The organism is Microbacterium sp. 10L49, from assembly GCF_056395125.1.
Window position 1 is genome coordinate 832,839 of sequence record NZ_JBFTIW010000001.1, and the last position, 23,952, is coordinate 856,790.

Genomic DNA, 23,952 nt, shown 5'->3' on the forward strand with positions numbered 1-23,952 from the left:
GACGTGCTCGTCGAACGGGATGCCCTCCTGGCCGAGCTCGTCACCGATCTCGACGACGCGCTCGCCGGAACCGGCCGTGTCATCTTCCTGGGCGGCGAGGCCGGAGTCGGCAAGACCGCATTGGTGCGGTCGCTCGCCCGGTTGGCGCGCCCGCGCTGCCGTGTGCGGATCGGCGGTGCGGACAACGTCACGACACCGGGCGCGCTCGGTGCCTTCCAGGACGCGATACCGGAGATCGCCGCATCCGTCACCGCCGGCGGGGACCGGATCCGACTGTTCCGCGAACTCAGGGATCTGATCGCGGCGGCCCCCGCCCTGCTCGTGCTCGAGGATCTGCATTGGGCGGATGAGGCGACCTTGGACGCGGTCCGGTATCTCGCTCGCCGCATCGAGACGTCTCCCGTCCTCGTGGTGGCGACCTATCGGCACGACGAGATCACCGCCCGTCACCCGCTCACCGCGCTGCTCGGCGATCTCGCCACAACCGCCGAGGTGCGCCGGCTGCTCGTACCGCCGCTGACCGTCGACGGCGTGGCACGACTCATCTCGGAGTCCGGCGACGCGGTGGATCCGACCGCCCTCCACCTGCGCACCGGAGGGAACGCGTTCTTCGTGACCGAGAGCCTGGCGATCGGAGGCGTTGCGCTTCCCGCCACGGTCAGCGACGCGATCCTCGCCCGCGTCTCCCGGCTGACTCCTGCCGCCCAGGACGTGGCAGCGGCCGCGGCGATCCTGGGGGCGGGCGCCGATGCCGAGCTGCTCGCGCGTATCAGCGGGCAAGCGCTGGACGCCGTCGACGAGTGCACGGATGCGGGCGTACTCATCGAGGTCGGCGGATCCCTGGGGTTCCGTCACGAACTCGCACGCGAGGCGGTCGAGCAGAGCCTGTCGGCCGTGCGCCGTCGGCAGCTGCACGGACGAGCGCTGCGTGCCCTGGCCGAACGGACCCCCGAGGACCACCGCACCCTCGCACACCACGCGGCGGGCTGCGGCGACGAGGCCGCCGCGATGGCGCATGCCGTCGCCGCCGCGGAGAAGGCTGCACGCGGCAGCGCGCACCGGGAGGCGGCGGAGCATTACCGCCTCGCCGTGCGGCATTGCATCAGCGCCACCGAACGGGCGGAACTGTTCGTCGCGCTTTCCTACGAGTGCTATCTGACCGACCAGCTGCCGGAGGCGCTCACCGCACGACAGCAGGCGCTCGAACTGCACGAGGTCATCGGCGACGCCCTGCGGCTCGGCGACGACGAGCGGTGGCTCTCGCGCCTCTCCTGGTTCTCCGGGCACGGGAACGATGCGCAACGCTACGGCCTGCGAGCCGTCACCACCCTGGAGCAACTGGCACCGGGTGTGGAGCTGGCCTGGGCGTACAGCAACTACGCCCAGCTGCGCATGCTCGCCGAGGAACCCGAGGAGGTCGAGCACTGGGGGCGAAAGGCGCTCGAACTCGCTCGCGCTCTGGGCAGTCCTGACATCGAGAGTCACGCGCTCAACAACCTCGGCACCGCCGAACTCCAGTCCGGCCGGGTGGAGCAGGGTCAGCGGGATCTGACCCGCAGTCTCGACATCGCCCGAGCCGCCGACCTTCCCGAGCATGTGGCGAGGGCGTACACCAATCTCGGCTCCTCAGCGGTGCTGCAGAAGCGCCTCGCCGATGCGCATGTGTTCCTGAGCGCCGGGATCGCGTTCTGCGAGGACCGTGACCTCGACTCGTGGGCCGGATACATGACGGCATGCCTCAGCCTCGCGCTCGCCGACGAAGGCCGCTTCGACGAAGCGCTGGCCTCCGCCGATCCGCTGCTGGACCACGCCGGAACGGCGCCGGTCTCCCTCATGCCCGCAGCCGGAGCGGCCGCCCGGGTCCTTGCTCGACGCGGATCCGACGCGACGCCGAGGCTGGCGCTCGCGCAGCGTCTGGCGGCGGAGGCGGGCGAGCTGCAGCGCCTCGCACCCGCGGTGTGCGCCGCCGCCGAGCACGCCTGGCTCACGGGCGACGCAGGGGCCATCGGCGCGCTGACGGCATCGACGTGGGAGCTCGCTCTCGCCCACGACGAGGAATGGGCCACGGGCGAGCTCGGGTGGTGGCGCATGCTCGGTGGGGCGCCCTTCGCCGCCGCCGGTCGCGTGGCGGAGCCGTTCGCGCTCATGCTGACCGGCGATCCGCGGGCGGTGCAGGCCTGGACGGACCGGGGCTGCCCCATCTGGGCCGCGTACGCGGCGATGCTCGATCCGGACGTCGCCGTCGTCGACCACGCTGTGCGCGCACTCGATCAGCTCGGCGCCGTTGCAGCGATCGAGGCGATCCTGCGCACCCGGCATGCACACGGGCTCGCGCTCCCGCGCCGTCCCCGCGCGCAGGCTCGCGGCAACCCCGCCCAGCTGACGGCGCGCGAACTCGAAGTGCTCGGTCTTCTCGGTGAGGGCCTGTCGACCCCGGAGATCGCCGAGCGCCTCATCCTGTCCCGGCGCACCGTGGAGCACCACATCGCCGCGGTGCTCCGCAAACTCGGCGAGCCCACCCGTGGGCGCGCGGTCGCCGCGGCGTCCCGGCGAGGACTGCTGCCGGTGTGACGGCCGCGAGCCGGATCCGGTCCGCGGCCCGATCAGATGTCGTGGATGAGGCGCTTACCCGTGTTGCCTACCTCGAAGCGCTCATAGCCGAGCGCGTCGTAGAAGCCGAGCACCTGCTCGTTGCCGGCCCGCACCATCAGCTGCACCTTGGGGCACCCCATGGCGAGCAGGAGCCGCTCGGCCTCGGCGACGAGCGCGCGGCCGATGCCGGCACCGCGCCGGTCCGAGACGCTGGCGAGGTAGTACAGCCAGCCGCGGTGCCCGTCGTAGCCCGCCATCACGGATCCGACGATCCGTCTGGTGTCATCCGGGCCCGTTCCAGCACCGTCCGCGACTGGTTCCTCGGCGACGAGGAAGAGTTCGGGCTGCACTGCGAGCTTGCGCTCGATGTCGGCGCAGGGGTCGTTCCACGGGCGGGTCAGCCCCGCGTCCTCCCAGAGGGCGACGACAGCATCGGTGTCGCGCCGGTCGAAGGTCCTGATCGTGAACCCAGTGGTCATGCTCGTTCCTCCACGATGGCCTGCACGTCGATCGGCGCGAGCGCGTCGACCCACTCCGCCTCGGCGTATCGCCGGAACCAGGACACCTGGCGCCGCGCGTACCGACGGGTCAGCGCCTGGGTCTCGGCGATCGCCTCGTCCTGCGTGAGCACGCCGGTCAGCTGGGCCAGCGCCTGCGCGTAGCCGATCGCACGCCGTGCCGTCGTGCCCTGCTCGAGTCCATCGCCTCGCAGGCGCTCCACCTCGGCCAGCATGCCCTGCTCCCACATCCGCTCCACACGGCGGTCCAGGCGCTCGACCAGCGACGCCCGCTCGACGCCCAGCGCCAGCACGCGCGTGCGCGGACGCCACAGCAGCGGCTGCTCGGGCAGCGCGGCGCCGTGGGTGCGCTCACCCTGTGCGAGCACCTCGAGCACCCGCACGATGCGGCGGCCGTTCTTCGGATCGACCCGTGCGGCGGTCGCCGGATCCTGCTGCTGCAGCCGCGCGAGCAGCGGGCCAGGACCGTGCTGGTCCAGTTCCGCCTCGAGACGCGCACGCAGCGCGTCGTCTCGCGGCGGGAAGCGGAAGTCGTACAGCACGCTGGAGACGTAGAGACCCGATCCGCCGACGAGGATCGCATCCGCGCCGCCGGAATGGATCTGTTCGATCGCGCTGCGCGCATGCGGTTGATACCAGGCCACCGCCGCGTCCTCGGTGACCTCGAGCACGTCGAAGAGGTGATGCGGGATCCCCCGCCGCTCGCTGACCGGGAGCTTTGCGGTGCCGATGTCCATACCGCGGTAGAGCTGCATCGCGTCGGCGTTGACGATCTCCGCGCGCCGTCCGCGCGCCTCCAGCGCGTGTGCGAGGTCCAGCGACAGGTCGCTCTTACCCGTGCCGGTCGCACCCACGATCGCCCACAGACGTGGAGCGCTGTCGGCGGACTCTTCGCCCGGCTCAGGGACCGACACTCCGCCCGGTGCGCTCACACTCCGGCGCGGAGCGTCGGCAGCCCCAGCGACACCGCGCGCGGCGCCCCGCCGGCGGCTGCGGGCGCGGCCGGCACCGCGCACGACTCCGACTGCGCGCGGTCCCAGGCATCGCCGCCGCGCGTGCGGCGGATCCGCAGCGGCGCGCCGTCGACCGCATCCGCGAGCAGATGGAACGGTGCCGCGTGCGTGATCGTCACGGTCACGACGTCGCCCGGACGCGGGCGCTCCGAGCCCTCCGGCAGTTCGAAGTGCACCAGGCGGTTGTCCTGCGCACGGCCGGTGAGCCGGTGCGTCTCTGCATCCTTCTTGCCCTCGCCCACGGAGACCACGACCTCGACCTCGCGGTCGAGCTGCTTCTGGTTCTCCTCCAGCGAGATCCGCTCCTGCAGGGCGATCAGCCGCTCGTAGCGGGCCTGCACGACCTCCTTGGGGACCTGGTCCGCCATGGTCGCGGCGGGTGTGCCCTCGCGGATCGAGTACTGGAACGTGAACGCGCTCGCGAAGCGGGCCTGCTCGACCACGCGCATCGTGTCCTCGAAGTCCTCCTCGGTCTCGCCGGGGAAGCCGACGATGATGTCGGTCGTGATCGCCGCGTTCGGGATCTTGGCGCGCACGCGGTCGAGGATCCCGAGGAACTTCTCGCTGCGGTAAGAACGGCGCATCGTGCGCAGAATGCGGTCACTGCCGGACTGCAGCGGCATGTGCAGCTGCGGCATGACGCTCGGCGTCTCCGCCATCGCGTCGATCACGTCGTCGGTGAAGGCGGCCGGGTGCGGACTGGTGAAGCGGATCCGCTCCAGGCCCTCGATCTCGCCGGCGGCGCGCAGCAGTTTGCCGAACGCCTCGCGGTCGCCGAACTCGACGCCGTAGGAGTTCACGTTCTGCCCGAGTAGGGTGACCTCGATCGCGCCGTCCTCGACGAGCAGGCGGATCTCGTTGAGGATGTCGCCGGGGCGGCGGTCCTTCTCCTTGCCACGCAGACTGGGCACGATGCAGAAGGTGCAGGTGTTGTTGCACCCCACCGAGATCGACACCCAGCCGCTGTGCGCCGAATCACGGCGGGTCGGCAGCGTGGACGGGAAGACCTCGAGCGCCTCGAGGATCTCGAGCTCGGCCTCGCCGTTGTGGCGAGCGCGCTCGAGCAGCCCCGGAAGGGACCCCATGTTGTGGGTGCCGAAGACCACGTCGACCCAGGGCGCCTTGTCGAGCACGGCCTGCTTGTCCATCTGCGCCAGGCAGCCGCCGACGGCGATCTGCATGCCGGCGTGCTTGTCCTTGCGGCTCTTCAGATGCCCCAGCGTGCCATAGAGCTTGCCCGCGGCGTTGTCGCGCACCGCGCAGGTGTTGATGATGACGATGTCCGCCTCGTCGTCGACGGCGGCGCGGACGTAGCCGGCACTCTCCAGCGAGCCCGACAGACGCTCGGAGTCGTGCACGTTCATCTGGCATCCGAAGGTGCGCACCTCATAGGTGCGCCGCTGCCCGGCCTCATCGAGCGCCGCGGCGGAGGGCGCGATGAGCGTGGGCTCTGAGAGGGGAATGGTCATAGTGCCTGCCATTCTACTTTCGCCTGGCGGGAACGAGCCCCGCCGTTCGGCGCGGAGATTCCCGCGTCGACACCGTACCCGGGGCTCAGCCGCCGGGCTCAGCTCTCTTCGAACCGCACCCGCCCGACGCCCGAACCGCGCTGCGTCTCACGCCAGGCCGTGCGCGCCGCCGTCAATGCCACGCTCCCGCCGTACCCGCGACGGGACAGCTGCCCGACGAGCCGGCGGACGGCGGTCCCCTCGTCGTAGCGACGCAGCCCCGCCACCTTTGACCGCGCGTAGTCGAGCGCCCGCTCGGCGTCATCGTCGTCCAGGACGGACAGCGCCTCGTCGGCGATCTCCCTCGGAATGCCGCGCTGACTGAGCGTGCGAGCGATCGCCACGCGTCCCTGTCCCTTGCGCTCAGACCCCGAGGTCACGAGGAGCTCGGCCAGGGACGCGTCATCGAGATACCCGCGCTGCTCGAACTGCTCGACCAGGAGCTCGCGCTCGTCGGCCGGGACGCCGTTCTCTCGTAGCACGTCTCGCGCTTCCCTGCTGGAGAGCTGCTTGGAGCGGAGCTTGCGCACCAGCAGCTCACTCGCGTCGGGGATCGGATCGTTCGGGGTCGAAGCGTCCCCCGTGCTGTGCCGACCGACGGCACGCAATCCTCGTCGGTCGGGCGAGAACGCCGCGCGCTCGGACGCCCTCGCCTCTCCTGGAGCCAGAGCCGCGGCGGCCGGATGCCGGGAGCTGGGCCCCCGACGCTCCGCCGCGGATTCCTCCGCCCAGGTCGACCGCCACTCCGCCGCCGTGGGCGGAGTGGCGGGTGTCGAGCTCGCCGGGCGCGGGCGTGCTCCGTCGGCCCCCGCACCGCGCCCACCGAACAACGGGATCACGGGGGCGAGGCGCTCGTCCTCGGACGATGCCCCGCCCCTCTCATCGCTCACGGATCACCCCGGTCGCCGAGCTTCGCGGTCAGGCCGGACGCCGCTGCGCCAGCTCGTCGGACGCCGTCGGAGCAGCGGCCGCTACACCACCGATGCCCAGCTTCTGCTTGATCTGCGTCTCGATCGTCTCGGCGATGTCGGGGTTCTTGAGCAGGAAGTTGCGAGCGTTCTCCTTGCCCTGGCCGAGCTGGTCGCCGTCGTAGGTGTACCAGGCGCCGGACTTCTTCACGATGCCGTGGTCCACGCCGAAGTCGATCAGGCTGCCCTCGCGGGAGATGCCGACGCCGTAGAGGATGTCGAACTCGGCCTGCTTGAACGGCGGGGCCATCTTGTTCTTCACGACCTTGACCCTGGTGCGGTTTCCGACCGCCTCGGTGCCGTCCTTCAGCGTCTCGATGCGGCGGATGTCGAGACGGACCGATGCGTAGAACTTCAGCGCCTTGCCGCCCGCGGTGGTCTCCGGCGAGCCGAAGAACACGCCGATCTTCTCGCGCAGCTGGTTGATGAAGATCATCGTGGTGTTGGTCTGGTTCAGGCCACCCGTGAGCTTGCGCAGCGCCTGGGACATCAGTCGCGCCTGCAGGCCGACGTGCGAGTCGCCCATCTCGCCCTCGATCTCCGCACGCGGCACGAGAGCGGCCACGGAGTCGATGACGATGAGATCGATGGCCCCCGAGCGCACCAGCATGTCCGCGATCTCGAGCGCCTGCTCACCGGTGTCGGGCTGGGAGACGAGCAGCGCGTCGATGTCGACGCCGAGCTTCTTGGCGTACTCGGGGTCGAGGGCGTGCTCCGCGTCCACGAAAGCGGCGATGCCGCCGGCACGCTGGGCGTTGGCGATCGCGTGCAGGGTCAGCGTGGTCTTACCCGAGGACTCCGGGCCGTAGATCTCGACGATGCGCCCCCTCGGCAGTCCGCCGACGCCGAGCGCGACGTCGAGCGCGATGGATCCGGTGGGGATGACCGCCACGGGAGCGCGCTCATCGCTGCCCAGCCGCATGACCGAGCCCTTTCCGAACTGCTTGTCGATCTGGGCGAGGGCGGTCTCGAGGGACTTCTCGCGGTCTGCGGGAGAGGGCATGGGGTGCTCCTTCGTGTCGTGAACTGCCGCCTGTAGGCTGTCGCGGCCGCCCCGGGTGGGGCGAGCTCTCCGACAAGGCGTATGACCTCGTGGTCATGTCCAACACGCTAGGAGGAGCCACCGACATTCAGTCGGAGTCCGCGGGAACCGTGCAGAACCTGCTCACGAGATCATCTGTGCAGGACGATACGCGCATCTCGAACATGTCTTCGACGACACGCCGAGGAGAACGAGGAATGGATCGAACACCACGCGGCCGGATCCGACCGGAGTCAGCGCCGCCGGGGCTCGAGCCGACCCGCGCCGTATCGGCGCGATTCAGGCACGTCCATCTCCGCGCACAGCGCCAGCCACACATCCCGCGGGGGGACGCCGGCTTCCAGAGCCTGAGCGGCGGTACGACCGCCGACGGCCCTCAGCACGAGGTCCTCGACGAGGGCGCCGCCACGGGATCCGAACTCGGCATCGACCGCCCGGAGGAACTCGCTGCGTCGCATCCCGTCAGCGCAGCGACAGCTCGGACTCGACCGAGGCCACCAGTTCGTCGGGGACGACGTCGGGGATGACCTGCAGGCCCTCGAGCTCGGCGATCCTGTCGCCGACCTCGCGCATGATGGTGGAGATGGGCACGTCGAGCGCTTCGGCCACCGAGGCGAGGATCTCGCTGGAGGCCTCCTTCTGTCCGCGCTCGACCTCGCTGAGGTATCCGAGCGCGACGGACGCCTTGCCCGCGACCTGGCGGAGCGTGCGCCCCTTCTGCAGACGGAAGTCCCGCAGCACGTCACCGATCTCCTGTCGTACGAGAATCATCGGGACCTCCTCTCCCCCATCGCCCGGCCCCAAGCGCCGGATCGGATGGTCAGTCTAACCCGACCTGTCAGGTTCGACACTACTGTTTCGTTCTGTGCGTTGAATGTGAGCACACTCGACTCAACTTCGTCGAGAAGCACTCTATTCCCGGTCATCCCGACCGGGCGCGGCGGCATCGATTCCCGTCCCGATCACCACGTCGAGGAGCAGTTCCAGAGCCGCCTGCACCGCGGCCGCGCGGATCGCGGATCGATCTCCCCCGAAGCTGAACGCCCGGCTGGTCGCGCGCTCCGCCACACTCACCCCGACGTGCACCGTACCGACCGGCTTGCCGCCCTGCGGCGTGGGCCCGGCGACACCGGTCGTCGAGACGCCCACGTCCGCTGCGCGCCCATCCACCGCCAATGCGGTGCGGACGCCTGCCGCCATCTGCTGAGCCACCTCCGGATCCACGGGACCGTGTGCGGCGAGCAGGAGCGGATCCACTCCCAGCACGGAGGACTTGATCGGCGTGGCGTAGGCGACGACCGCCCCGTTGAGCACGTCCGATGCTCCCGGGGTCGCCACGAGCGCCGCGGACAGAGCCCCACCGGTGAGCGACTCGGCGACGGCCAGCGTCATCCCGCGCTCACGCAGCGCATCGAGCACGGCGGCCGCGGCGCGACCCGTCGCATCGGACATCAGGACACCGAGCCCCGGTCCGTGCGGGATCCGCGCACCTGCGCCACGACGTAGTCGATGCCGCTCAGGATCGTCAGGATGAGCGCGATCACCATCAGCACGGTGGTCGTGATCGACCACGCCGGCAGTCCGATCCAGACATGCAGCGGCAGCAGCGCCCAGGACAGCGCGACGGCCTGCACCGTCGTCTTGATCTTGCCCATCCATGCGGCGGCGACGACGTGCTCCTTGACGATCATGAAGCGGTGCACGGTGATGCCCCACTCCCGCACCAGGATGACGAGCACCAGCCACCACCACACCTCGCCGAGGATCGCGAGACCGATGAAGCCCGCTCCGGTGAGCAGCTTGTCGGCGATCGGATCCCAGAGCTTGCCGAAATCGCTGACCAGGTCGTATCTGCGGGCGAGGTAGCCGTCCACCCAGTCGGTCGAGATCGCCAGGATGAACAGCCCCGCCGCGACCCACCTCAGCACGGGCTGCGTGATTCCATTCGTCCCGCCGAGCAGCAGGAGCACGAAGAAGACGACGGCGAGAGGGATGCGCGCGACGGTGATCGCGTTCGGCAGCTGCCGCGGGATCGCCATCAGTCGCGCCCCGTCAGACCCCAGGCGTCCTCATCGGTCTCCGCCTCGACCTCAGGAAGCCCGCGGTACTGCGCCTCGAGCGGATCCTCGCCGTAGCGGTCGTCGGAGCCGTAGGACGCCGCGGGCGCCGGAGCGGCGGGATGCGGTGGCACCCCAGCCGCAGGCATGGGCGCGGCGGCGGTCGGAGCCGCGTGCGCGGAGGGCGGATCCTCGCCGCGCAGCTTGGCCAGCACCCCGGGCAGCTGCTCGGTGGTGACCAGGACGTCACGGGCTTTGGACCCCTCGGAAGGGCCGACGATCTCACGGGATTCGAGCAGGTCCATGAGCCGCCCCGCCTTGGCGAAGCCGACGCGCAGCTTGCGCTGCAGCATCGACGTCGAGCCGAACTGCGAGGAGACGATGAGCTCGGCCGCGGCGAGGAGAAGTTCGAGGTCGTCGCCGATGTCCTCATCGACCTCCTTCTTCTTGCCCTCGACGGCCTCGGCCACGTCGGGCCGGTACTCCGGACGCGCCTGGCTCGTGACGTGCTTGACGACCGCGTCGATCTCGCTCTCGTCGACCCAGGCGCCCTGCAGCCGGAAGGGCTTGGACGAGCCCATCGGCGAGAACAGCGCGTCGCCCTGACCGATCAGCTTGTCGGCACCGGGGCTGTCCAGGATCACGCGGCTGTCGGTGACGCTGGTCACGGCGAACGCGAGGCGCGACGGCACGTTGGCCTTGATGAGGCCGGTGACGACGTCGACGCTCGGACGCTGGGTCGCGAGCACCAGGTGAATGCCGCTCGCGCGGGCGAGCTGGGTGATGCGGACGATCGAGTCCTCCACATCACGCGGTGCGACCATCATCAGATCCGCGAGCTCGTCGACCACGACCAGCAGGTACGGGTAAGGCTTGAGCACGCGCTCGCTGCCCGGGGGCACCACCACCTCGCCCGCGCGCACGGCACGGTTGAAGTCATCGATGTGGCGGAAGCCGAACGACGCGAGGTCGTCGTACCGCATGTCCATCTCCTTCACGACCCACTGCAGCGCCTCTGCGGCCTTCTTGGGGTTCGTGATGATGGGCGTGATGAGGTGCGGGACGCCGGCGTAGCTGGTGAGCTCCACGCGCTTCGGATCGATCAGGACCATGCGCACGTCGGCCGGGCGGGCGCGCATGAGCAGGCTCGTGATCATCGAGTTGATGAAGCTCGACTTTCCGGATCCGGTGGATCCGGCCACGAGCAGATGCGGCATCTTGGCGAGGTTGGCGACGACGATGCTGCCGCCCACGTCCTTGCCGACGCCGATCGTCATCGGATGCGTGCTCTTCTGCGCGGCCGGCGACCGCAGCACGTCTCCGAGCGCCACCATCTCCTTGTCGGCGTTCGGGATCTCGATGCCGATCGCACTCTTGCCGGGGATGGGCGACAGGATCCGCACGTCGTTCGACGCGACCGCGTAGGCGAAGTTGTTGCTCAGCTGCAGGATCTTCTCGACCTTGACACCGTGCCCGACCTCGATCTCGTACTGGGTCACTGTCGGACCGCGCGAGAAGCCGGTGACCTTCGCGTCCACGTTGAACTGGCTGAGCACGTTGGTGAGCTGCTCGATGACGCGATCCGTGGCCTCGGAGCGCAGCACCGGCGGCGGGCCCGCCTTGAGCGCGCCGGGCGAGGGCAGGATGTACGGGGCCACCGGAGCCTGCGGGCCGTCCTTGCCGGGACCATCGGTGCCGAAGCCATCGAATCCGGCCAGTTCCAGCTCGCCGGTGTCGCCGTCGTCGAGCAATGCGGTGCTCTGCTGCTCCGCCAGGGAGTCTGCGACGGCGCGCACGTCGGTCAGCACCTCGGTGGCCGCATCGTAGGGATCGTCGTCCTTGATGACGGCCTGATCGTAGGCAGGCGTCGCCACGACGGTGGGGGTGTCGTCCTGCGCGGTGAGCAGCTCGGTGAGATCCTGCGAGCCGAGCCCGCCATCGGGGTCCTCTTCGCGGCCCGTCTTGTTCCGCCGCCACCAGGGCAGCACGTCCGGGTCGTCGACCTTGTCCGCCTCGTCGACCGCCGCAGCGTCATCGGCGGGGGCGTTCTTCGAGGGGCGCTCGGCGTCGAACATCCACGCGTACAGGTCGCCCAGGCGCTGCCCGATGCGGTTCGGCGGCGTCTTCGTGAGGATCAGCACGCTGAGCGCCGCCAGCAGCGACAGCACGATGTATGCCGGGATCGAGGTCAGGTAGCTGAGCGGCTGGCCCAGCAGCCAGCCGAACAGACCTCCAGCGGCGCTGAGCGCGACCATGCCCTGTCTCGGCTGCGGCATGCCGCCGGCGACATGGCAGAACCCCGCCAGGGTGATCACGAACAGCCCGAAGCCGATCCCGATCCGTCCGTTGTCGTGCACGGAGGAGGGATGACGGAACAGCCAGCCGGCCAGGAGGAGCAGCAGCACCGGCATGATGAACGCGGCGCGGCCGATCAGGGCGCCCACGGAGTAGGCGCTGATATTGGTCGCGACCGTGTTGCCGATGAAGAACCACTCGTTCACGGCGCCGGCGACCGCGAGCAGCACGAGCAGGAACGGGAAGCCGTCGCGACGCTGGTCCTTCTCCAGCGTCTCCAGGCCGAAGGCGCGGAAGAGCCCGCCGACGCCGTGCGCGAGGCCCGTCCAGGCGCGCACCATCACGGGCGGCTTGTCGGGCTCGTCGACATACTTCCTCGGGGCGGGCGCGGCCTTGGGCTGACTGCGCGGCTTCGCCCCGGACGTGGAGCGACTGCGCGGCGAGGGCTTCTCCGCCGCGCTCTTGGTCGCATTCGAACTCCTGGGCATGCGTCCACGCTACGGCCGCAGACCGACATCGGCCCGCAATGACGCGGCTTTCCGCGGGATTGCGGCCTCATTCAGGCGCAGGATGCGGGTCGGTCACGCCTCGATGACGAGCGGCACGATCATCGGGCGACGACGCAGCTTCTGGTTGACCCAGCGGCCGATCGTGCGGCGCACGATCTGCGAGAGCGCGTGGCTGTCGCGCACGCCGTTGCCGGCCGCCTCCTTGAGCGCGGCGACGATCTTCGGCGCGACATCCTCGAACACCGAGTCGTCCTCCGCCACGCCGCGCGCGTGGATCTCCGGCCCCGAGATGATGCGCCCGGTGGTGGAGTCGACCACGACGATGACGGACACGAAGCCCTCCTCGCCGAGGATGCGCCGGTCCTTCAGATCCGCGTCGGTGATCTCGCCCACCGTGGAGCCGTCGACGTACACGAAACCGATGTCGAGCTGCCCCGCGACGCGCGCGACGCCGTCCTTCAGGTCGATCACGGTGCCGTTGGAGCCGACGATCGTGCGCTCCGCGTCGATGCCGGTGTCCTGCGCGAGCTTCGCGTTCGCGATCAGGTGCCGGTACTCGCCGTGCACGGGCAGCACGTTCTTCGGCTTGAGGATGTTGTAGCAGTAGATCAGCTCGCCCGCCGCCGCGTGGCCCGAGACGTGCACGCGGGCATTGGCCTTGTGCACGACGTTCGCGCCGAGCTTGGTCAGCCCGTCGATCACGCGATAGACGGCGTTCTCGTTGCCGGGGATGAGGCTCGAGGCGAGGATCACCGTGTCGCCGGGGCCCGGCTCGATCGCGTGGTCGAGGTTCGCCATGCGGCTGAGCACGGCCATCGGCTCGCCCTGGGATCCGGTCGACATGTAGACGATCTGATCGTCGGGAAGGTCGCGCGCCTTCTTGTAGTCGATGAGCACGCCGTCCGGCACCTTGAGGTAGCCCAACTGCTCCGCGATGGTCATGTTGCGGACCATCGAGCGCCCGAGGAACGCGACCCGGCGGCCGTTCGCGTGCGCGGCGTCGATGACCTGCTGCACGCGGTGCACGTGGCTGGAGAAGCTCGCGACGATGACGCGGCGCGGCGCCTTGCCGATCACCTGGTCGAGCACCGGCCCGATGGAGCGCTCGGTCGGCGTGAACCCGGGCACGTCGGCGTTGGTCGAGTCGACGAGGAACAGGTCCACACCCTCCTCGCCCAGGCGCGAGAACGCACGCAGGTCGGTGATGCGCCCGTCCAGAGGCAACTGGTCCATCTTGAAGTCGCCGGTGGCGAGCACCATGCCTGCGGGCGTGCGGATCGCCACCGCCAGGGCGTCGGGGATGGAGTGGTTGACCGCGACGAACTCGAGGTCGAACGGGCCGACCTTCTCGTGCTGGCCCTCCTTCACCGTGAGGGTGAAGGGCCGGATCCGGTGCTCCTTGAGCTTTGCCTCGACGAGCGCCAGGGTGAGTCCGGAGCCGATCAGCGGGATGTCGCCCTTGAGCCGCAGCAGATACGGCACGGCGCCGATGTGGTCCTCATGCCCGTGCGTGAGCACCACACCGACGATGTCGTCGAGGCGGTCCTTGATGGGCTCGAAGTCGGGCAGGATCAGGTCGACGCCGGGCTGGTGCTCTTCGGGGAACAGCACGCCGCAGTCGACGACGAGGAGCTTGCCGTCGTACTCGAAGACGGTCATGTTGCGGCCGATCTCCCCCAGCCCGCCCAGGGGCGTGACGCGGAGGGTGCCGGGGGCGAGAGCTTCGGGCTCGGCGAGGGGAATGGTCATGTGATGCCTCCTAGGCGGGGCGCGCTGCGCGCCCGATGTTCGTGATTCCCCTGCCGGGTCGGAGCGGATCCTCCCGCGCCTTTCGCGCGGATCCGTCCCGCTCCGGTCCGATGCCCATCGGTCATGACCTCATCGGGTCGTGCCGTGCACCTTGGGGAGGGCGCCGCCGGCGGCGGCATTGCGGTCGGGGCGGAAGTCGGAGAAGTCCGCACCCGGGATGTCCTTGACGAGAGCGAGCTCGTCCTCGATGAGGGCGGCCTCCCACTCCTCCGGCCCCACCAGGGGCAGGCGGACGCGGGGGCTCGTGATGCGGCCGAGGCCGTGCAGGATGTACTTCGCCGACACGGTGCCGGGCACGTGCGTCATGGCGGCCCGGACGAGCGGCTCCAGGCGCTTGTGCTCGGCAGTAGCCGCGGCGAGGTCGCCCCGGTTCACCGCGTCGACGATCGCCCGATACGGCGCCGAGGTGATGTTCGCCGTGACGCCGATGAGGCCGGTGGCACCGATCGAGAGGTGCGGGAGCACGTTCGAGTCGTCGCCGGAGAAGTACATGAGGTCGGTCTGGTTGAGCACGCGGCTGACCTCGGAGAAGTCGCCCTTGGCGTCCTTCACGGCGAGGATGTTGGGGTGCTTGGCGAGGCGCAGGATCGTCTCGTACTTGATCGGCACGCCGGTGCGGCCGGGGATGTCGTAGAGGATCACCGGGAGGTCGGTGGCGTCGGCGACCAGGCGGAAATGCGTGAGGATACCCGCCTGCGTGGGCTTGTTGTAGTACGGCGTGACGATCATGATGCCGTCGGCGCCGAGCTTCTCGCTGGCCTTGTACAGCTCGATCGCGTGCGCGGTCTCGTTGGATCCGCCACCCGTGATGATCTTGGCCCGGCCTCCGGATACGTCCTTGCCGACCTCGACGAGACGCAGCTTCTCGGCGTCGGTGAGCGTCGAGGTCTCTCCGGTCGTGCCGGTGACGACGATGCCGTCGGCACCGTCGCTGATGACGCGGTCGATGTGCTTCTCGGTCGAGGCCCAATCGACCTCGCCGTCGGCCGTCATCGGGGTGATGAGGGCGACGAGCACCTGTCCGAAGGGATTGCCCGTATGCGTCATGCGTCCAGCGTAATGGTTCGGGCGAGGCTCACGCTGTCGCGGAGACGCGGATGACGTCGCCCCTGGCCAGATCGACGCCGGGCTTGAGCAGCAGGCCGGCCATGGTCCCCTCCGGCGCCTCGGTCGCCTTCTTGCGGAACATCTCGATGCCCGTGATCGTACTGACGCCGACCTCGGCCGCGCCCCGGCGCACCGCCACCCGGTCGCCGACGCGCATCGTGCCCGTCGTGGTCTTGCCCGTGGCGACCTGGCCGCGTCCGGTGATCGTGAAGACGTCCTCGACGACGAACTCCGCGGCGCCCACGCCGCTCGTGGAGCGTTGCGCGGCCGAGGCGATGCCCGTGCCCGGCGCGATCCCGGCGGCGGCCAGACGCTCCGCCTCCTGAGCGTTGTACTGCCGGAGCATGTCGTTCGCGTCCAGCGGATCCTTCTTCTTCCCGAACCAGCCCATGACTTCGAGCCTACGGGGACGGCCGTTAGGCTCGCGCTCATGGCCTGGCACACGCGGGAATCGCGCATCGTCTACGACAACCGCTGGATCTCGGTGCGCGAGGATCAGGTCTCCGGCCCCGCCGGCGACGGGATCTACGGCGTGGTGGCCCTGAAGAACCCGGCGGTGTTCGTCGTGGCTCTCGACGAGGAGGAGCGGGTGTGCCTGGTCACGATCGACCGGTACACGACAGGGCGTTCGGTCGAGGTGCCGGCGGGAGGCACGGACGGGGAGGATCCGCTCGTCGCCGCACGACGCGAGCTGCGCGAGGAGACCGGGCTCGAGGCGCAGGAGTGGACGCCGATCGGCACGATGAACGCACTCAACGGCGTGACTGTGGCGCCCGAGCATGTGTTCCTCGCCCGGGACCTGCGCCAGGCCGTCGACAGTGCGCACACGCAGGCCGAGGAGGGCATCGACGACGTCGCGTGGGTGCCGTTCGCCGAGGCGCTGGCGATGATCACCGACGGGCGGATCACCGACGGCGAGACCGTCGCCGCGCTCGCCTATGCCGGCATCCGGCTGGGTCGGTTCGCCTGAACCTGGCCCGTCTCGAGTGTTCGGGTTGCGCGCGCCGTTGTGCAGGGTTCTGCGGTGTTATGCAGGGTCTGTGTCTCTGCTCCGTGAGCGGCCTCGCCCCAATACCGCACGATCACGGCGTCACCGTTCGTGCTGCGGTTCATGGCCCCTGCAGAATGGGTGAGCCGCCCTGCATAACGGCGCCAAGTGCGGCGAGCCTGCCTTGGATGGCGGCCAGCACGCGCGGCCAATCGTGCAGGATCATCGCATAGTCGAAGCGCAGGGTCTCGTACCCCTGAGCCGCAGCGGCCGCATCGCGCATCAGGTCCTTATGCCGCGGCGACGGTCCGTCGTGGTTGAAACGGCCATCGACCTCGAGAATGATCCGCCCTGCGAGCACGAAGTCGACCCGCCCGACTCCGTCGATGTGCACCTGCGCTGACAGATCGATGCCGCACAAGTGCAGGCGGAAGCGCAGCAGGGACTCCAACCCGCTCTCGGAGCGATCCCCGGCGAAGTCCAGCGCCTCGTGCAGCGCGGAGGGGAGGCGGTCTCGTAGCAACCGCAGCCCAGAGGCGCCCACCAGACCGAGGTGCATCGCGGATTCGAGCGCGGCGAAGAATGCCTCTGCCGAAGCGCACCCGGCGTAATGAAGCAGGGCAAGGAGTACGTCGGCGAACCCGAACCCCGCGGCCCTGTCCCACCGATCGTGATGAACGCGACACCGGCAACCAGCGTGCGGATGCTGGCGCCCGGACGGCCCGATCCACACATGTGCCCGCGGCGCGGGTTTGCCCGCCGTGCGAACGTCGGCTGCCCGGGCATCATCGTCGTCGAGCACCCAGATGCCGTGATGGCGAAGCGCCGCACCGCCCGTGGCCTCTCCGCCGTGTCTCGCCGCGGTGAGGACCTCGGGCTCGACCCCGGGCAAAGCGTAGACGCCCTTGCGGACCAGGATGATCGTGCCACGACTCAGCGCGTTCTCGATCGCGGCACGGCGGATGCCTCGGCGTTCCAGAGCGCCACGGCGCGCCACTCCCCCGCATTCGATCATGGTGCGTTCGATCACTGACATGTGTCGAGCATGGCGAAGCGTCACCATGGCGCACGGCCGATCCGCACAACCGGTGCGAAGTCGGCCCCGGGCGGCCGTTGTGCAGGGCGATCGGCTCCGAGACACTCAGGCCGTTATGCAGGGAGGCGGGACCGTTGTGCAGGGCCGGCCGTCGTCACCCGCCCCCGGATCACTGCGGCACGGCAGCGAACGTGCGGCCGCGAAAGCCGGCTCACCCTGCGCAACGGCCGGAGTACCCTGCAGAACGGCACGCACCGCGCCACGCCGCACCACGTGGGCGGGACCTACATCCGGCCGCGACGGGCGATACGCGTGGTGAGCGAGCGCGGGACCAGCCTCGAGCCCGCGATCATCGCCTTGTAGCGAAGCGACGGGATCACCACCGACCTGCCACGGGCCGCAGCACGAAGGCCCTGGCGCACGACATAAGGCGCGTCCAGCCACATGAATGATGGCACGCCCTCCTCGCCGGCGGCGAGGCCCATCCGGGCATGGAAGGTGGTGTGCACGAATCCAGGGCAGAGCGCGGTCACGGTGACGCCGTCGCTGGCGTATTCGTCGTTCGCCCAGCGGCTGAACCCGATGATCCACGCCTTGCACGCGGAGTAGGTCGACCGCGAGATGAAGCCCGCGGACGAGGCGACGTTGATGATCCGCCCACCGCGACCGCGCATCACCCCGAGCGCGGCATGCATGAGCCGCATCGGAGCCTCGACCAGCACCCGGAGATGGCGCACCTCGTCGGCGACGTCGTTGTCGGCGAAGTGCAGCGGCAGCCCGAACCCGGCGTTGTTCACGAGCACGTCGATGGGGCGTCCGGCATCCGCGATCCGTCGCGCGACGCGGTCGACGTCCTGCTCCACCGCAAGGTCGGCGACGAGCACCTCGACCGCGACGCCGTGCCGTGCACCCAGTTCCGCGGCGAGCGCCTGCAGCGCGTCCTCCGAACGGGCGACCAGCACCAGGTCCGCACCGCGGTCCGCGAGCTGGCGGGCGAACTCCGCGCCGATTCCGGCGCTGGCGCCGGTGATGAGGGCGGTAGGCATGCGGATCCTCCTGTCGGGAGCGGGCGATGCGGTCAGCGCTGGTAGCCGAGGAAGCGGAAGCGGATCCCGGTCCTGCTGGTCTGCCACTCCCCCTCGGAGACCAGGCGGAAGCCCTTGCGCGAAGGGGCGAAAGCGTCTCCGGGCACGTCCAGATCGAGCTCGGTCACCTCCAGACGATCGGCCTCGCCGACCACCTCGCGGAAGATCTCGCCACCGCCGATCACCCAGGTCTCCTCGAGTCCGGCGAGCGCGTCGGCGATCGACGCCGCGCGGCGGGCGCCATCGGCGGCCCAGTCGGCCTGCCGGGTGATCACGATGTTCTCACGGCCGGGCAACGGGCGGAACCGCTCCGGCAACGACTCCCAGGTGCGGCGCCCCATGACGACAGGCGCACCCAGGGTGATCTCCTTGAAGTGCGCGAGGTCCTCAGGAACGTGCCACGGCATCGCGCCGCCGGCCCCGATCACTCCGCCATGCGCCTCGGCCCAGATCAGTCCGATCCGAGTCATACCGCGACCGCCGCGCGGATAGCGGGGTGGTGCTGATAGTCCTCGACCACGAAGTCCTCGTATGCGTAGTCGAAGATCGACTCCGGCTTCCGCGTGATCCGCAGGGTCGGGTACGGATACGGCTCGCGGGTGAGCTGCTCCTGCACCTGCGCGACGTGGTTGTCGTAGATGTGGCAGTCTCCACCGGTCCACACGAAGTCGCCCGGCTCGAGGCCGGTCTGCTGCGCGACCATGAGCGTGAGCAGCGCGTACGAGGCGATGTTGAAGGGCACCCCGAGGAACAGGTCGGCGCTGCGCTGGTAGAGCTGGCAGGACAGTTTTCCGTCCGCCACGTAGAACTGGAACAGCGCATGGCAGGGCGCGAGCGCCATGTCGGGGATGTCGGCCGGGTTCCACGCCGACACGATGATGCGGCGGGAGTCCGGGGAGTTCCGGATCTGGTCGATCACCTGCTGCAGCTGGTCGATGTGCCCGCCGTCCGGCGTCGGCCAGGAGCGCCACTGCACGCCGTAGACCGGACCGAGATCGCCGTCGGCGTCGGCCCACTCGTCCCAGATGGTGACGCCGTTCTCCTGCAGCCAGCGCACGTTCGAGTCGCCGCGGAGGAACCACAGCAGCTCGTACGCGATCGACTTGAAGTGCACGCGCTTGGTGGTGATGAGCGGGAAGCCCTGCGACAGGTCGAAGCGGATCTGCCGGCCGAACACGCTCGTCGTGCCCGTGCCGGTGCGATCGTCTTTGTGCGTGCCGCTGGCCAGCACGTCGCGGAGCAGGTCTTCGTACGGCGTGGGGATCGCGGCGCTCATGGTTTTCAGCGTACCGGCGGCGGCGGACAGCCGGGCCGTCCGACGGGCTCCGGGAGCCGGGGCGCGGACTCGAACCGTCATATCCGACCCCAGCGCCTTTTCCAGACGTAGCCTCGGACCATGTCCCTGCCGATCGCGCTCGTCGTGGTCGCCGCTCTGCTCGCGGCGACCGTGCTCGCCGGCGTTCTGCTGCGCGGGCGGGACGGCCGCGCGGTGACCGTGCGCGGCGACCGGCACGTGGATCCCGCCGATCTCATGCGCCCCCTGGGCGCGCAGGCGACACTGGTGCAGTTCAGCACCGAGTTCTGCGCGCGCTGCCCGCAGGTGCGGCGCATGCTCGGATCCGTCGCCGCCGAACGCGAGGGCGTCGTGCACGCCGAGGTGGACCTCACCTCCCGCTCCGACCTCGCCACCCGCTACAAGGTGCTGTCCACCCCGACGACCTTCATCGTCGATCCGGAGGGCCGGATCCGATCCCGCTTCACCGGCGTGCCCACTCGGGCCGCCGTGCTCTCGGCGCTCGACGGCGCCGACGACCTCCAGGAGGCCTCCGCATGACCGCTCCCGCCGGCATCGACCCGCGCGGTCCGCGCTTCGCCGCGTGGATCACGTCCGCCCTGCTGCTCATCGCGACCGTGCTGGGGCTGGTCGAGGCTTCACAGCCGACGACCGCTCAGTTCGGCTGGTTCGCCTATCAGCCGCTCGCGAATACCTTCACGCCAGGATCCGTGCTCGCCTACCGCGCGACCCAGCCCGCGTTCCTGCTCACCCTGGTGATCGCCGCCCTGTTCCTGTGGGGCGTGCTCTCCCCGCGCACGCAGCCGTGGGGCGTGCTGTTCCGCACGCTCGTGCGTCCGCGCCTGGCCCCGCCGTTCGCGCTCGAGGACCCGCGTCCGCCCCGATTCGCCCAGGGCGTGGGCCTGTTCGTGGTCACGGTCGGCCTGATCCTGCACCTGCTCGGCGTGCCGTGGGCGCTGCCGATCGCCACCGCGATGGCGTTCGTCGCCGCCTTCCTGAACGCCGCGTTCGGACTGTGCCTCGGCTGCCAGCTCTATCTGCTGCTGCAGCGCGCCGGGATCCTGGGCCGCACGCCGAGACTTCCCTGAAAAGCGAGGTTCCGCTGCGGGCCGATCGATAGGCTGGCACCTCACCCACCCCGATCGGAGGATCCCCATGTCCATCACCAGCGAAGCCGCAGCCACGTGGACCGGAAGTCTCATCGAGGGTGAGGGATCCGTTTCCTTCTCCTCCTCGCACCTGGGCACGTTCCCCATCAACTGGAAGGCGCGCTCGGAGGGCTCCGACACGACGACCACTCCCGAGGAGCTCATCGCCGCCGCGCACTCGTCCTGCTTCAGCATGGCGCTCTCCCACGCCCTGGCAGGCAACGGCACCCCCGCCGAGCGCGTGAACACCACCGCGTCGGTGACCTTCAAGCCCGGCGTCGGCATCACCGGCAGCCACCTCAACGTGAACGCCTCGGTGCCCGGCCTCGACGCGGAGACCTTCCAGCGCCTCGCGCAGGAGGCCAAGGTCGGCTGCCCCGTCTCCGCGGCGCTTTCCGGCATCGAGATCACCCTCGAGGCGACCCTGGCCTGAGGCTCGCCGTCCCGCCGAGCGGCCGCGTCCCCCGGGGGATGCGGCCGTTCGCATATCGGGCCCCGGGCGTGCCGGAGCTACTTGGCCAGGCGGATCGCCGCGCGGATCGCGGCGCGGGCATCCTTGCGGTGCCCCGCCGCATCGTGCACCACGCCGAGCCGGTACTGTGCGCGCCAGTCCCCCGGCTCCTCGGCAGCCGCCGAGCCGTACTCTGCGAGCAGGCGGTCGGCGTCGTCGGGAAGGAGTCGTCCGTTCGAGCGCAGGTGCTCCGGCGCCTCGGGCATCCCGCCCTCGCCGTCCAGCGTGCGGCCGAGCCGATCGGCGGCAAGGCCGAACTGCAGCTCGCGCACCAGGGCCCAGGCCCCGATCAACGGCATGACGAGCAGAGCGACGCCCATGGTGATTCCGAGAGCCTGGCCGGACCCCAGCAGCACCACCGCACGCCAGCCGACGAGCGCGATGTACAGCACGAGAAGCGCGGCCATGACCACGACGCCGATCCGGGATCCCATCCCTTCATCCTAAGTCGGCGGGCCGTCCCGGCCGACGGCTGCGGCCCTCGCCTCCCGCGCGCGGTCCATACCGGCGCGCACCGCAGGACCGTGCCGGAAAGCGGACGACAGCACCACGACAGTGCTCCGAAAGCGGTGCCGCCGATGCTCGGAGCATGACGAATCCCACCACCGACTGGGCCCTCGAGGCCGACGGACTCGTGAAGGTGTTCGGAGCGAACCGCGCGGTCGACGGCGTCGACCTGCAGGTGCGCACCGGCGCCGTCTACGGTGTCCTCGGCCCCAACGGCGCCGGAAAGACGACCACCATCAACATGCTCGCGACACTGCTGCGTCCGGACGGCGGCACCGGCCGCGTGTTCGGGCACGACGTCGTACGCGAGCCGCACATCGTGCGACAGCTCATCGGCGTGACCGGGCAGTTCGCCTCGGTCGACGAGACGCTGTCCGCCACCGAGAATCTCATGATCTTCGCCCGGCTGCTCGGGCTGAGCCGCACCGCCGCGAGGGCCAAGTCCGCCGATCTGCTCGAGCGCTTCGGTCTGACCGAGGCGGCGAAGCGACCGCTGAAGAACTTCTCGGGCGGCATGCGACGCCGACTCGACCTCGCCGCATCCCTCCTCGCGCAGCCCCCGCTGATCTTCCTCGATGAGCCCACCACCGGTCTCGATCCCCGCACGCGCGGACAGATGTGGGACACGATCCGCGAGCTCGTCAGCACCGGATCCACGGTGCTGCTCACCACCCAGTACCTCGACGAGGCCGATCAGCTCGCCGACCGGATCGCCGTGATCGACCGCGGGAAGGTCGTCGCCGAGGGCACCCCCGACGATCTCAAGGCCTCGGTCGGCACCTCGTCGCTGCAGCTGCGCGTCCGGGATGCTGCCGACACCGACGACGCCCTGCGCGCGATCGAGCAGACCCTCGGCGTCCGCGGCGTCCTCTCCCCTGAAGCGTCCCGGATCACCGCCCCGATGGCGGATCCCGACCGCATCGCCGATCTGCTCATCACGTTCCGCGAGGCCGGCATCGGCCTCACCGAGATGAGCGTCCAGAAGCCCACGCTCGACGAGGTGTTCCTCACGATCACCGGCCACACGGCCGACGAGGCGCCTGCCGCCGATCCCGTCTCCGCACCGTTCCAGGAGGTCCGCGCATGACCACCCTCGCCCCCACCGCCGGCCGTATCGTCCCCGCAGCCGAGCGTCGGCTGAGCCCGCGCGCGAGCCTGTCCCTGACCCTGCGCAACACCCTCACCATGGCCGCCCGCGGTCTGATCAAGATCCGGCGGACGCCGGAGCAGCTGTTCGACGTGACCGTGCAGCCGATCCTGTTCACCCTGATGTTCACATACATCTTCGGCGGCGCGATCTCCGGCAACGTCTCGAACTACCTCCCGGTGATCATCCCGGGGATCCTCGTGCAGACCGTGATCACCACGTCGGTCGTGACGGGAGTCCAATTGCGCGAGGACATGGACAAGGGCGTGTTCGACCGGTTCCGCTCCCTGCCCATCGCGCGCATCGCGCCCCTCTCCGGAGCGCTGCTGGCGGACACGGTCCGCTACGGCATCGCCACGGTCCTGACGTTCGTGATGGGCTTCCTGATGGGCTACCGTCCTGCCGGCGGGATCGGCGCCGTGATCGCGGCGGCCGTGCTCGTGATCGTGTGCGCCTGGGCGATCAGCTGGATCTTCGCCTTCGCCGGCGTCATCGCCCGCACCGCGTCGAGCGTCCAGGGGATCTCGATGATCATCCTGTTCCCGCTCACGTTCCTCTCCAACGCGTTCGTGCCGGTGGACACCATGCCGGGCTGGCTGCAGTGGTTCGTGAACATCAACCCGGTCTCCCACCTGGTCACCGCGGTGCGCAACCTCGCCGACAGCGGCACGGTGGGCGTCGATCTGTGGATGTCGCTGCTCGGCGCCGCCGTGATCGTGGCCGTGTTCGCCCCGCTCACCGTCAAGGCGTACATGCGCAAGGCCTGATCCCGGATCCGGCACGAAGGGGCGTCCTCCGAAGAGGACGCCCCTTCGTCG

At 69.9% G+C, this 23,952-nt stretch carries 25 protein-coding genes; 7 read left to right on the forward strand and 18 right to left on the reverse strand.

Annotated elements, in window-relative coordinates:
• Positions 1–3: 3 nt before the first annotated feature.
• Positions 4–2,571, forward strand: coding sequence for an ATP-binding protein (locus tag AC1DCT_RS03970; RefSeq protein ID WP_477427604.1), 2,568 nt, complete (start codon positions 4–6; stop codon positions 2,569–2,571).
• 32 nt (positions 2,572–2,603) lie between these two features.
• Here AC1DCT_RS03970 and AC1DCT_RS03975 read toward each other — a convergent pair whose 3' ends face one another.
• From AC1DCT_RS03975 to AC1DCT_RS04035, 13 genes are all read right to left on the reverse strand, one after another.
• Positions 2,604–3,071: a GNAT family acetyltransferase gene (locus AC1DCT_RS03975; RefSeq protein ID WP_477427606.1), complete on the reverse strand. Its 468-nt coding sequence runs from the start codon at positions 3,069–3,071 to the stop codon at positions 2,604–2,606.
• Entirely contained in the window at positions 3,068–4,042 is a 975-nt protein-coding gene (gene miaA / locus AC1DCT_RS03980; RefSeq protein WP_477427608.1) for a tRNA (adenosine(37)-N6)-dimethylallyltransferase MiaA, read from the reverse strand. Before miaA ends, AC1DCT_RS03975 begins: the two co-directional genes overlap by 4 nt.
• Positions 4,039–5,592 carry a tRNA (N6-isopentenyl adenosine(37)-C2)-methylthiotransferase MiaB gene (gene miaB, locus AC1DCT_RS03985; RefSeq protein ID WP_477427609.1) on the reverse strand — a complete coding sequence of 518 codons (1,554 nt, stop codon included), beginning with the start codon at positions 5,590–5,592 and terminating at the stop codon, positions 4,039–4,041. Before miaB ends, miaA begins: the two co-directional genes overlap by 4 nt.
• A gap of 98 nt (positions 5,593–5,690) precedes the next feature.
• A complete protein-coding gene (locus tag AC1DCT_RS03990) occupies positions 5,691–6,521 on the reverse strand; it encodes a regulatory protein RecX (protein WP_477427611.1) in 831 nt (276 codons plus the stop codon).
• A 28-nt stretch (positions 6,522–6,549) separates the two neighbouring features.
• Positions 6,550–7,602 carry a recombinase RecA gene (recA, locus tag AC1DCT_RS03995; protein ID WP_477427612.1) on the reverse strand — a complete coding sequence of 351 codons (1,053 nt, stop codon included), beginning with the start codon at positions 7,600–7,602 and terminating at the stop codon, positions 6,550–6,552.
• A 272-nt stretch (positions 7,603–7,874) separates the two neighbouring features.
• Complete coding sequence (locus AC1DCT_RS04000) at positions 7,875–8,099, reverse strand: DUF3046 domain-containing protein (RefSeq protein ID WP_440732105.1); 225 nt, start codon at positions 8,097–8,099, stop codon at positions 7,875–7,877.
• Positions 8,100–8,103: 4 nt separating this feature from the next.
• A complete protein-coding gene (locus AC1DCT_RS04005) occupies positions 8,104–8,412 on the reverse strand; it encodes a helix-turn-helix domain-containing protein (protein ID WP_233309681.1) in 309 nt (102 codons plus the stop codon).
• Between the two features lie 141 nt (positions 8,413–8,553).
• Positions 8,554–9,093 carry a CinA family protein gene (locus AC1DCT_RS04010; RefSeq protein ID WP_477427614.1) on the reverse strand — a complete coding sequence of 180 codons (540 nt, stop codon included), beginning with the start codon at positions 9,091–9,093 and terminating at the stop codon, positions 8,554–8,556.
• Complete coding sequence (gene pgsA, locus AC1DCT_RS04015; protein WP_441976050.1) at positions 9,093–9,680, reverse strand: CDP-diacylglycerol--glycerol-3-phosphate 3-phosphatidyltransferase; 588 nt, start codon at positions 9,678–9,680, stop codon at positions 9,093–9,095. Before pgsA ends, AC1DCT_RS04010 begins: the two co-directional genes overlap by 1 nt.
• Positions 9,680–12,481, reverse strand: a complete 2,802-nt coding sequence (locus tag AC1DCT_RS04020; protein WP_477427616.1) for a DNA translocase FtsK — start codon at positions 12,479–12,481, stop codon at positions 9,680–9,682. The genes pgsA and AC1DCT_RS04020 overlap by 1 nt, the downstream gene beginning before the upstream one ends.
• 93 nt (positions 12,482–12,574) lie before the next feature.
• Positions 12,575–14,251 (reverse strand): ribonuclease J, encoded by a 1,677-nt coding sequence (locus AC1DCT_RS04025; protein ID WP_441976048.1) that lies wholly within the window; start codon positions 14,249–14,251, stop codon positions 12,575–12,577.
• A 129-nt stretch (positions 14,252–14,380) separates the two neighbouring features.
• A complete protein-coding gene (dapA, locus tag AC1DCT_RS04030) occupies positions 14,381–15,358 on the reverse strand; it encodes a 4-hydroxy-tetrahydrodipicolinate synthase (RefSeq protein WP_440732110.1) in 978 nt (325 codons plus the stop codon).
• Between the two features lie 28 nt (positions 15,359–15,386).
• Positions 15,387–15,809: an EF-Tu/IF-2/RF-3 family GTPase gene (locus AC1DCT_RS04035; RefSeq protein ID WP_440732111.1), complete on the reverse strand. Its 423-nt coding sequence runs from the start codon at positions 15,807–15,809 to the stop codon at positions 15,387–15,389.
• Between the two features lie 39 nt (positions 15,810–15,848).
• On the opposite strand from AC1DCT_RS04035, the gene AC1DCT_RS04040 reads away from it, so the two are divergent.
• Positions 15,849–16,388 carry an NUDIX domain-containing protein gene (locus tag AC1DCT_RS04040; RefSeq protein WP_441976047.1) on the forward strand — a complete coding sequence of 180 codons (540 nt, stop codon included), beginning with the start codon at positions 15,849–15,851 and terminating at the stop codon, positions 16,386–16,388.
• 139 nt (positions 16,389–16,527) lie between these two features.
• Here AC1DCT_RS04040 and AC1DCT_RS04045 read toward each other — a convergent pair whose 3' ends face one another.
• From AC1DCT_RS04045 to AC1DCT_RS04060, 4 genes are all read right to left on the reverse strand, one after another.
• Complete coding sequence (locus AC1DCT_RS04045; protein ID WP_477427618.1) at positions 16,528–17,442, reverse strand: endonuclease domain-containing protein; 915 nt, start codon at positions 17,440–17,442, stop codon at positions 16,528–16,530.
• A gap of 284 nt (positions 17,443–17,726) precedes the next feature.
• Positions 17,727–18,488: an SDR family NAD(P)-dependent oxidoreductase gene (locus AC1DCT_RS04050; protein WP_477427620.1), complete on the reverse strand. Its 762-nt coding sequence runs from the start codon at positions 18,486–18,488 to the stop codon at positions 17,727–17,729.
• 32 nt (positions 18,489–18,520) lie between these two features.
• A complete protein-coding gene (locus AC1DCT_RS04055) occupies positions 18,521–18,997 on the reverse strand; it encodes a dihydrofolate reductase (RefSeq protein ID WP_440732114.1) in 477 nt (158 codons plus the stop codon).
• Positions 18,994–19,803 (reverse strand): thymidylate synthase, encoded by an 810-nt coding sequence (locus tag AC1DCT_RS04060; RefSeq protein WP_440732115.1) that lies wholly within the window; start codon positions 19,801–19,803, stop codon positions 18,994–18,996. The genes AC1DCT_RS04055 and AC1DCT_RS04060 overlap by 4 nt, the downstream gene beginning before the upstream one ends.
• 120 nt (positions 19,804–19,923) lie before the next feature.
• On the opposite strand from AC1DCT_RS04060, the gene AC1DCT_RS04065 reads away from it, so the two are divergent.
• From AC1DCT_RS04065 to AC1DCT_RS04075, 3 genes are all read left to right on the forward strand, one after another.
• On the forward strand, positions 19,924–20,361 hold the full coding sequence (locus AC1DCT_RS04065) for a TlpA family protein disulfide reductase (RefSeq protein ID WP_477427621.1): 438 nt from the start codon (positions 19,924–19,926) through the stop codon (positions 20,359–20,361).
• A complete protein-coding gene (locus AC1DCT_RS04070; protein ID WP_477427623.1) occupies positions 20,358–20,909 on the forward strand; it encodes a DUF4395 domain-containing protein in 552 nt (183 codons plus the stop codon). Before AC1DCT_RS04065 ends, AC1DCT_RS04070 begins: the two co-directional genes overlap by 4 nt.
• A gap of 67 nt (positions 20,910–20,976) precedes the next feature.
• Positions 20,977–21,402 carry an OsmC family peroxiredoxin gene (locus tag AC1DCT_RS04075; RefSeq protein ID WP_477427625.1) on the forward strand — a complete coding sequence of 142 codons (426 nt, stop codon included), beginning with the start codon at positions 20,977–20,979 and terminating at the stop codon, positions 21,400–21,402.
• 77 nt (positions 21,403–21,479) lie between these two features.
• Here AC1DCT_RS04075 and AC1DCT_RS04080 read toward each other — a convergent pair whose 3' ends face one another.
• Positions 21,480–21,914 (reverse strand): hypothetical protein, encoded by a 435-nt coding sequence (locus tag AC1DCT_RS04080; protein ID WP_440732119.1) that lies wholly within the window; start codon positions 21,912–21,914, stop codon positions 21,480–21,482.
• A gap of 155 nt (positions 21,915–22,069) precedes the next feature.
• Between AC1DCT_RS04080 and AC1DCT_RS04085 the strand changes: the two genes are divergently transcribed.
• A complete protein-coding gene (locus tag AC1DCT_RS04085) occupies positions 22,070–23,074 on the forward strand; it encodes an ATP-binding cassette domain-containing protein (protein WP_441976042.1) in 1,005 nt (334 codons plus the stop codon).
• Positions 23,071–23,901 carry an ABC transporter permease gene (locus AC1DCT_RS04090; protein WP_477427627.1) on the forward strand — a complete coding sequence of 277 codons (831 nt, stop codon included), beginning with the start codon at positions 23,071–23,073 and terminating at the stop codon, positions 23,899–23,901. Before AC1DCT_RS04085 ends, AC1DCT_RS04090 begins: the two co-directional genes overlap by 4 nt.
• Positions 23,902–23,952: the final 51 nt, after the last annotated feature.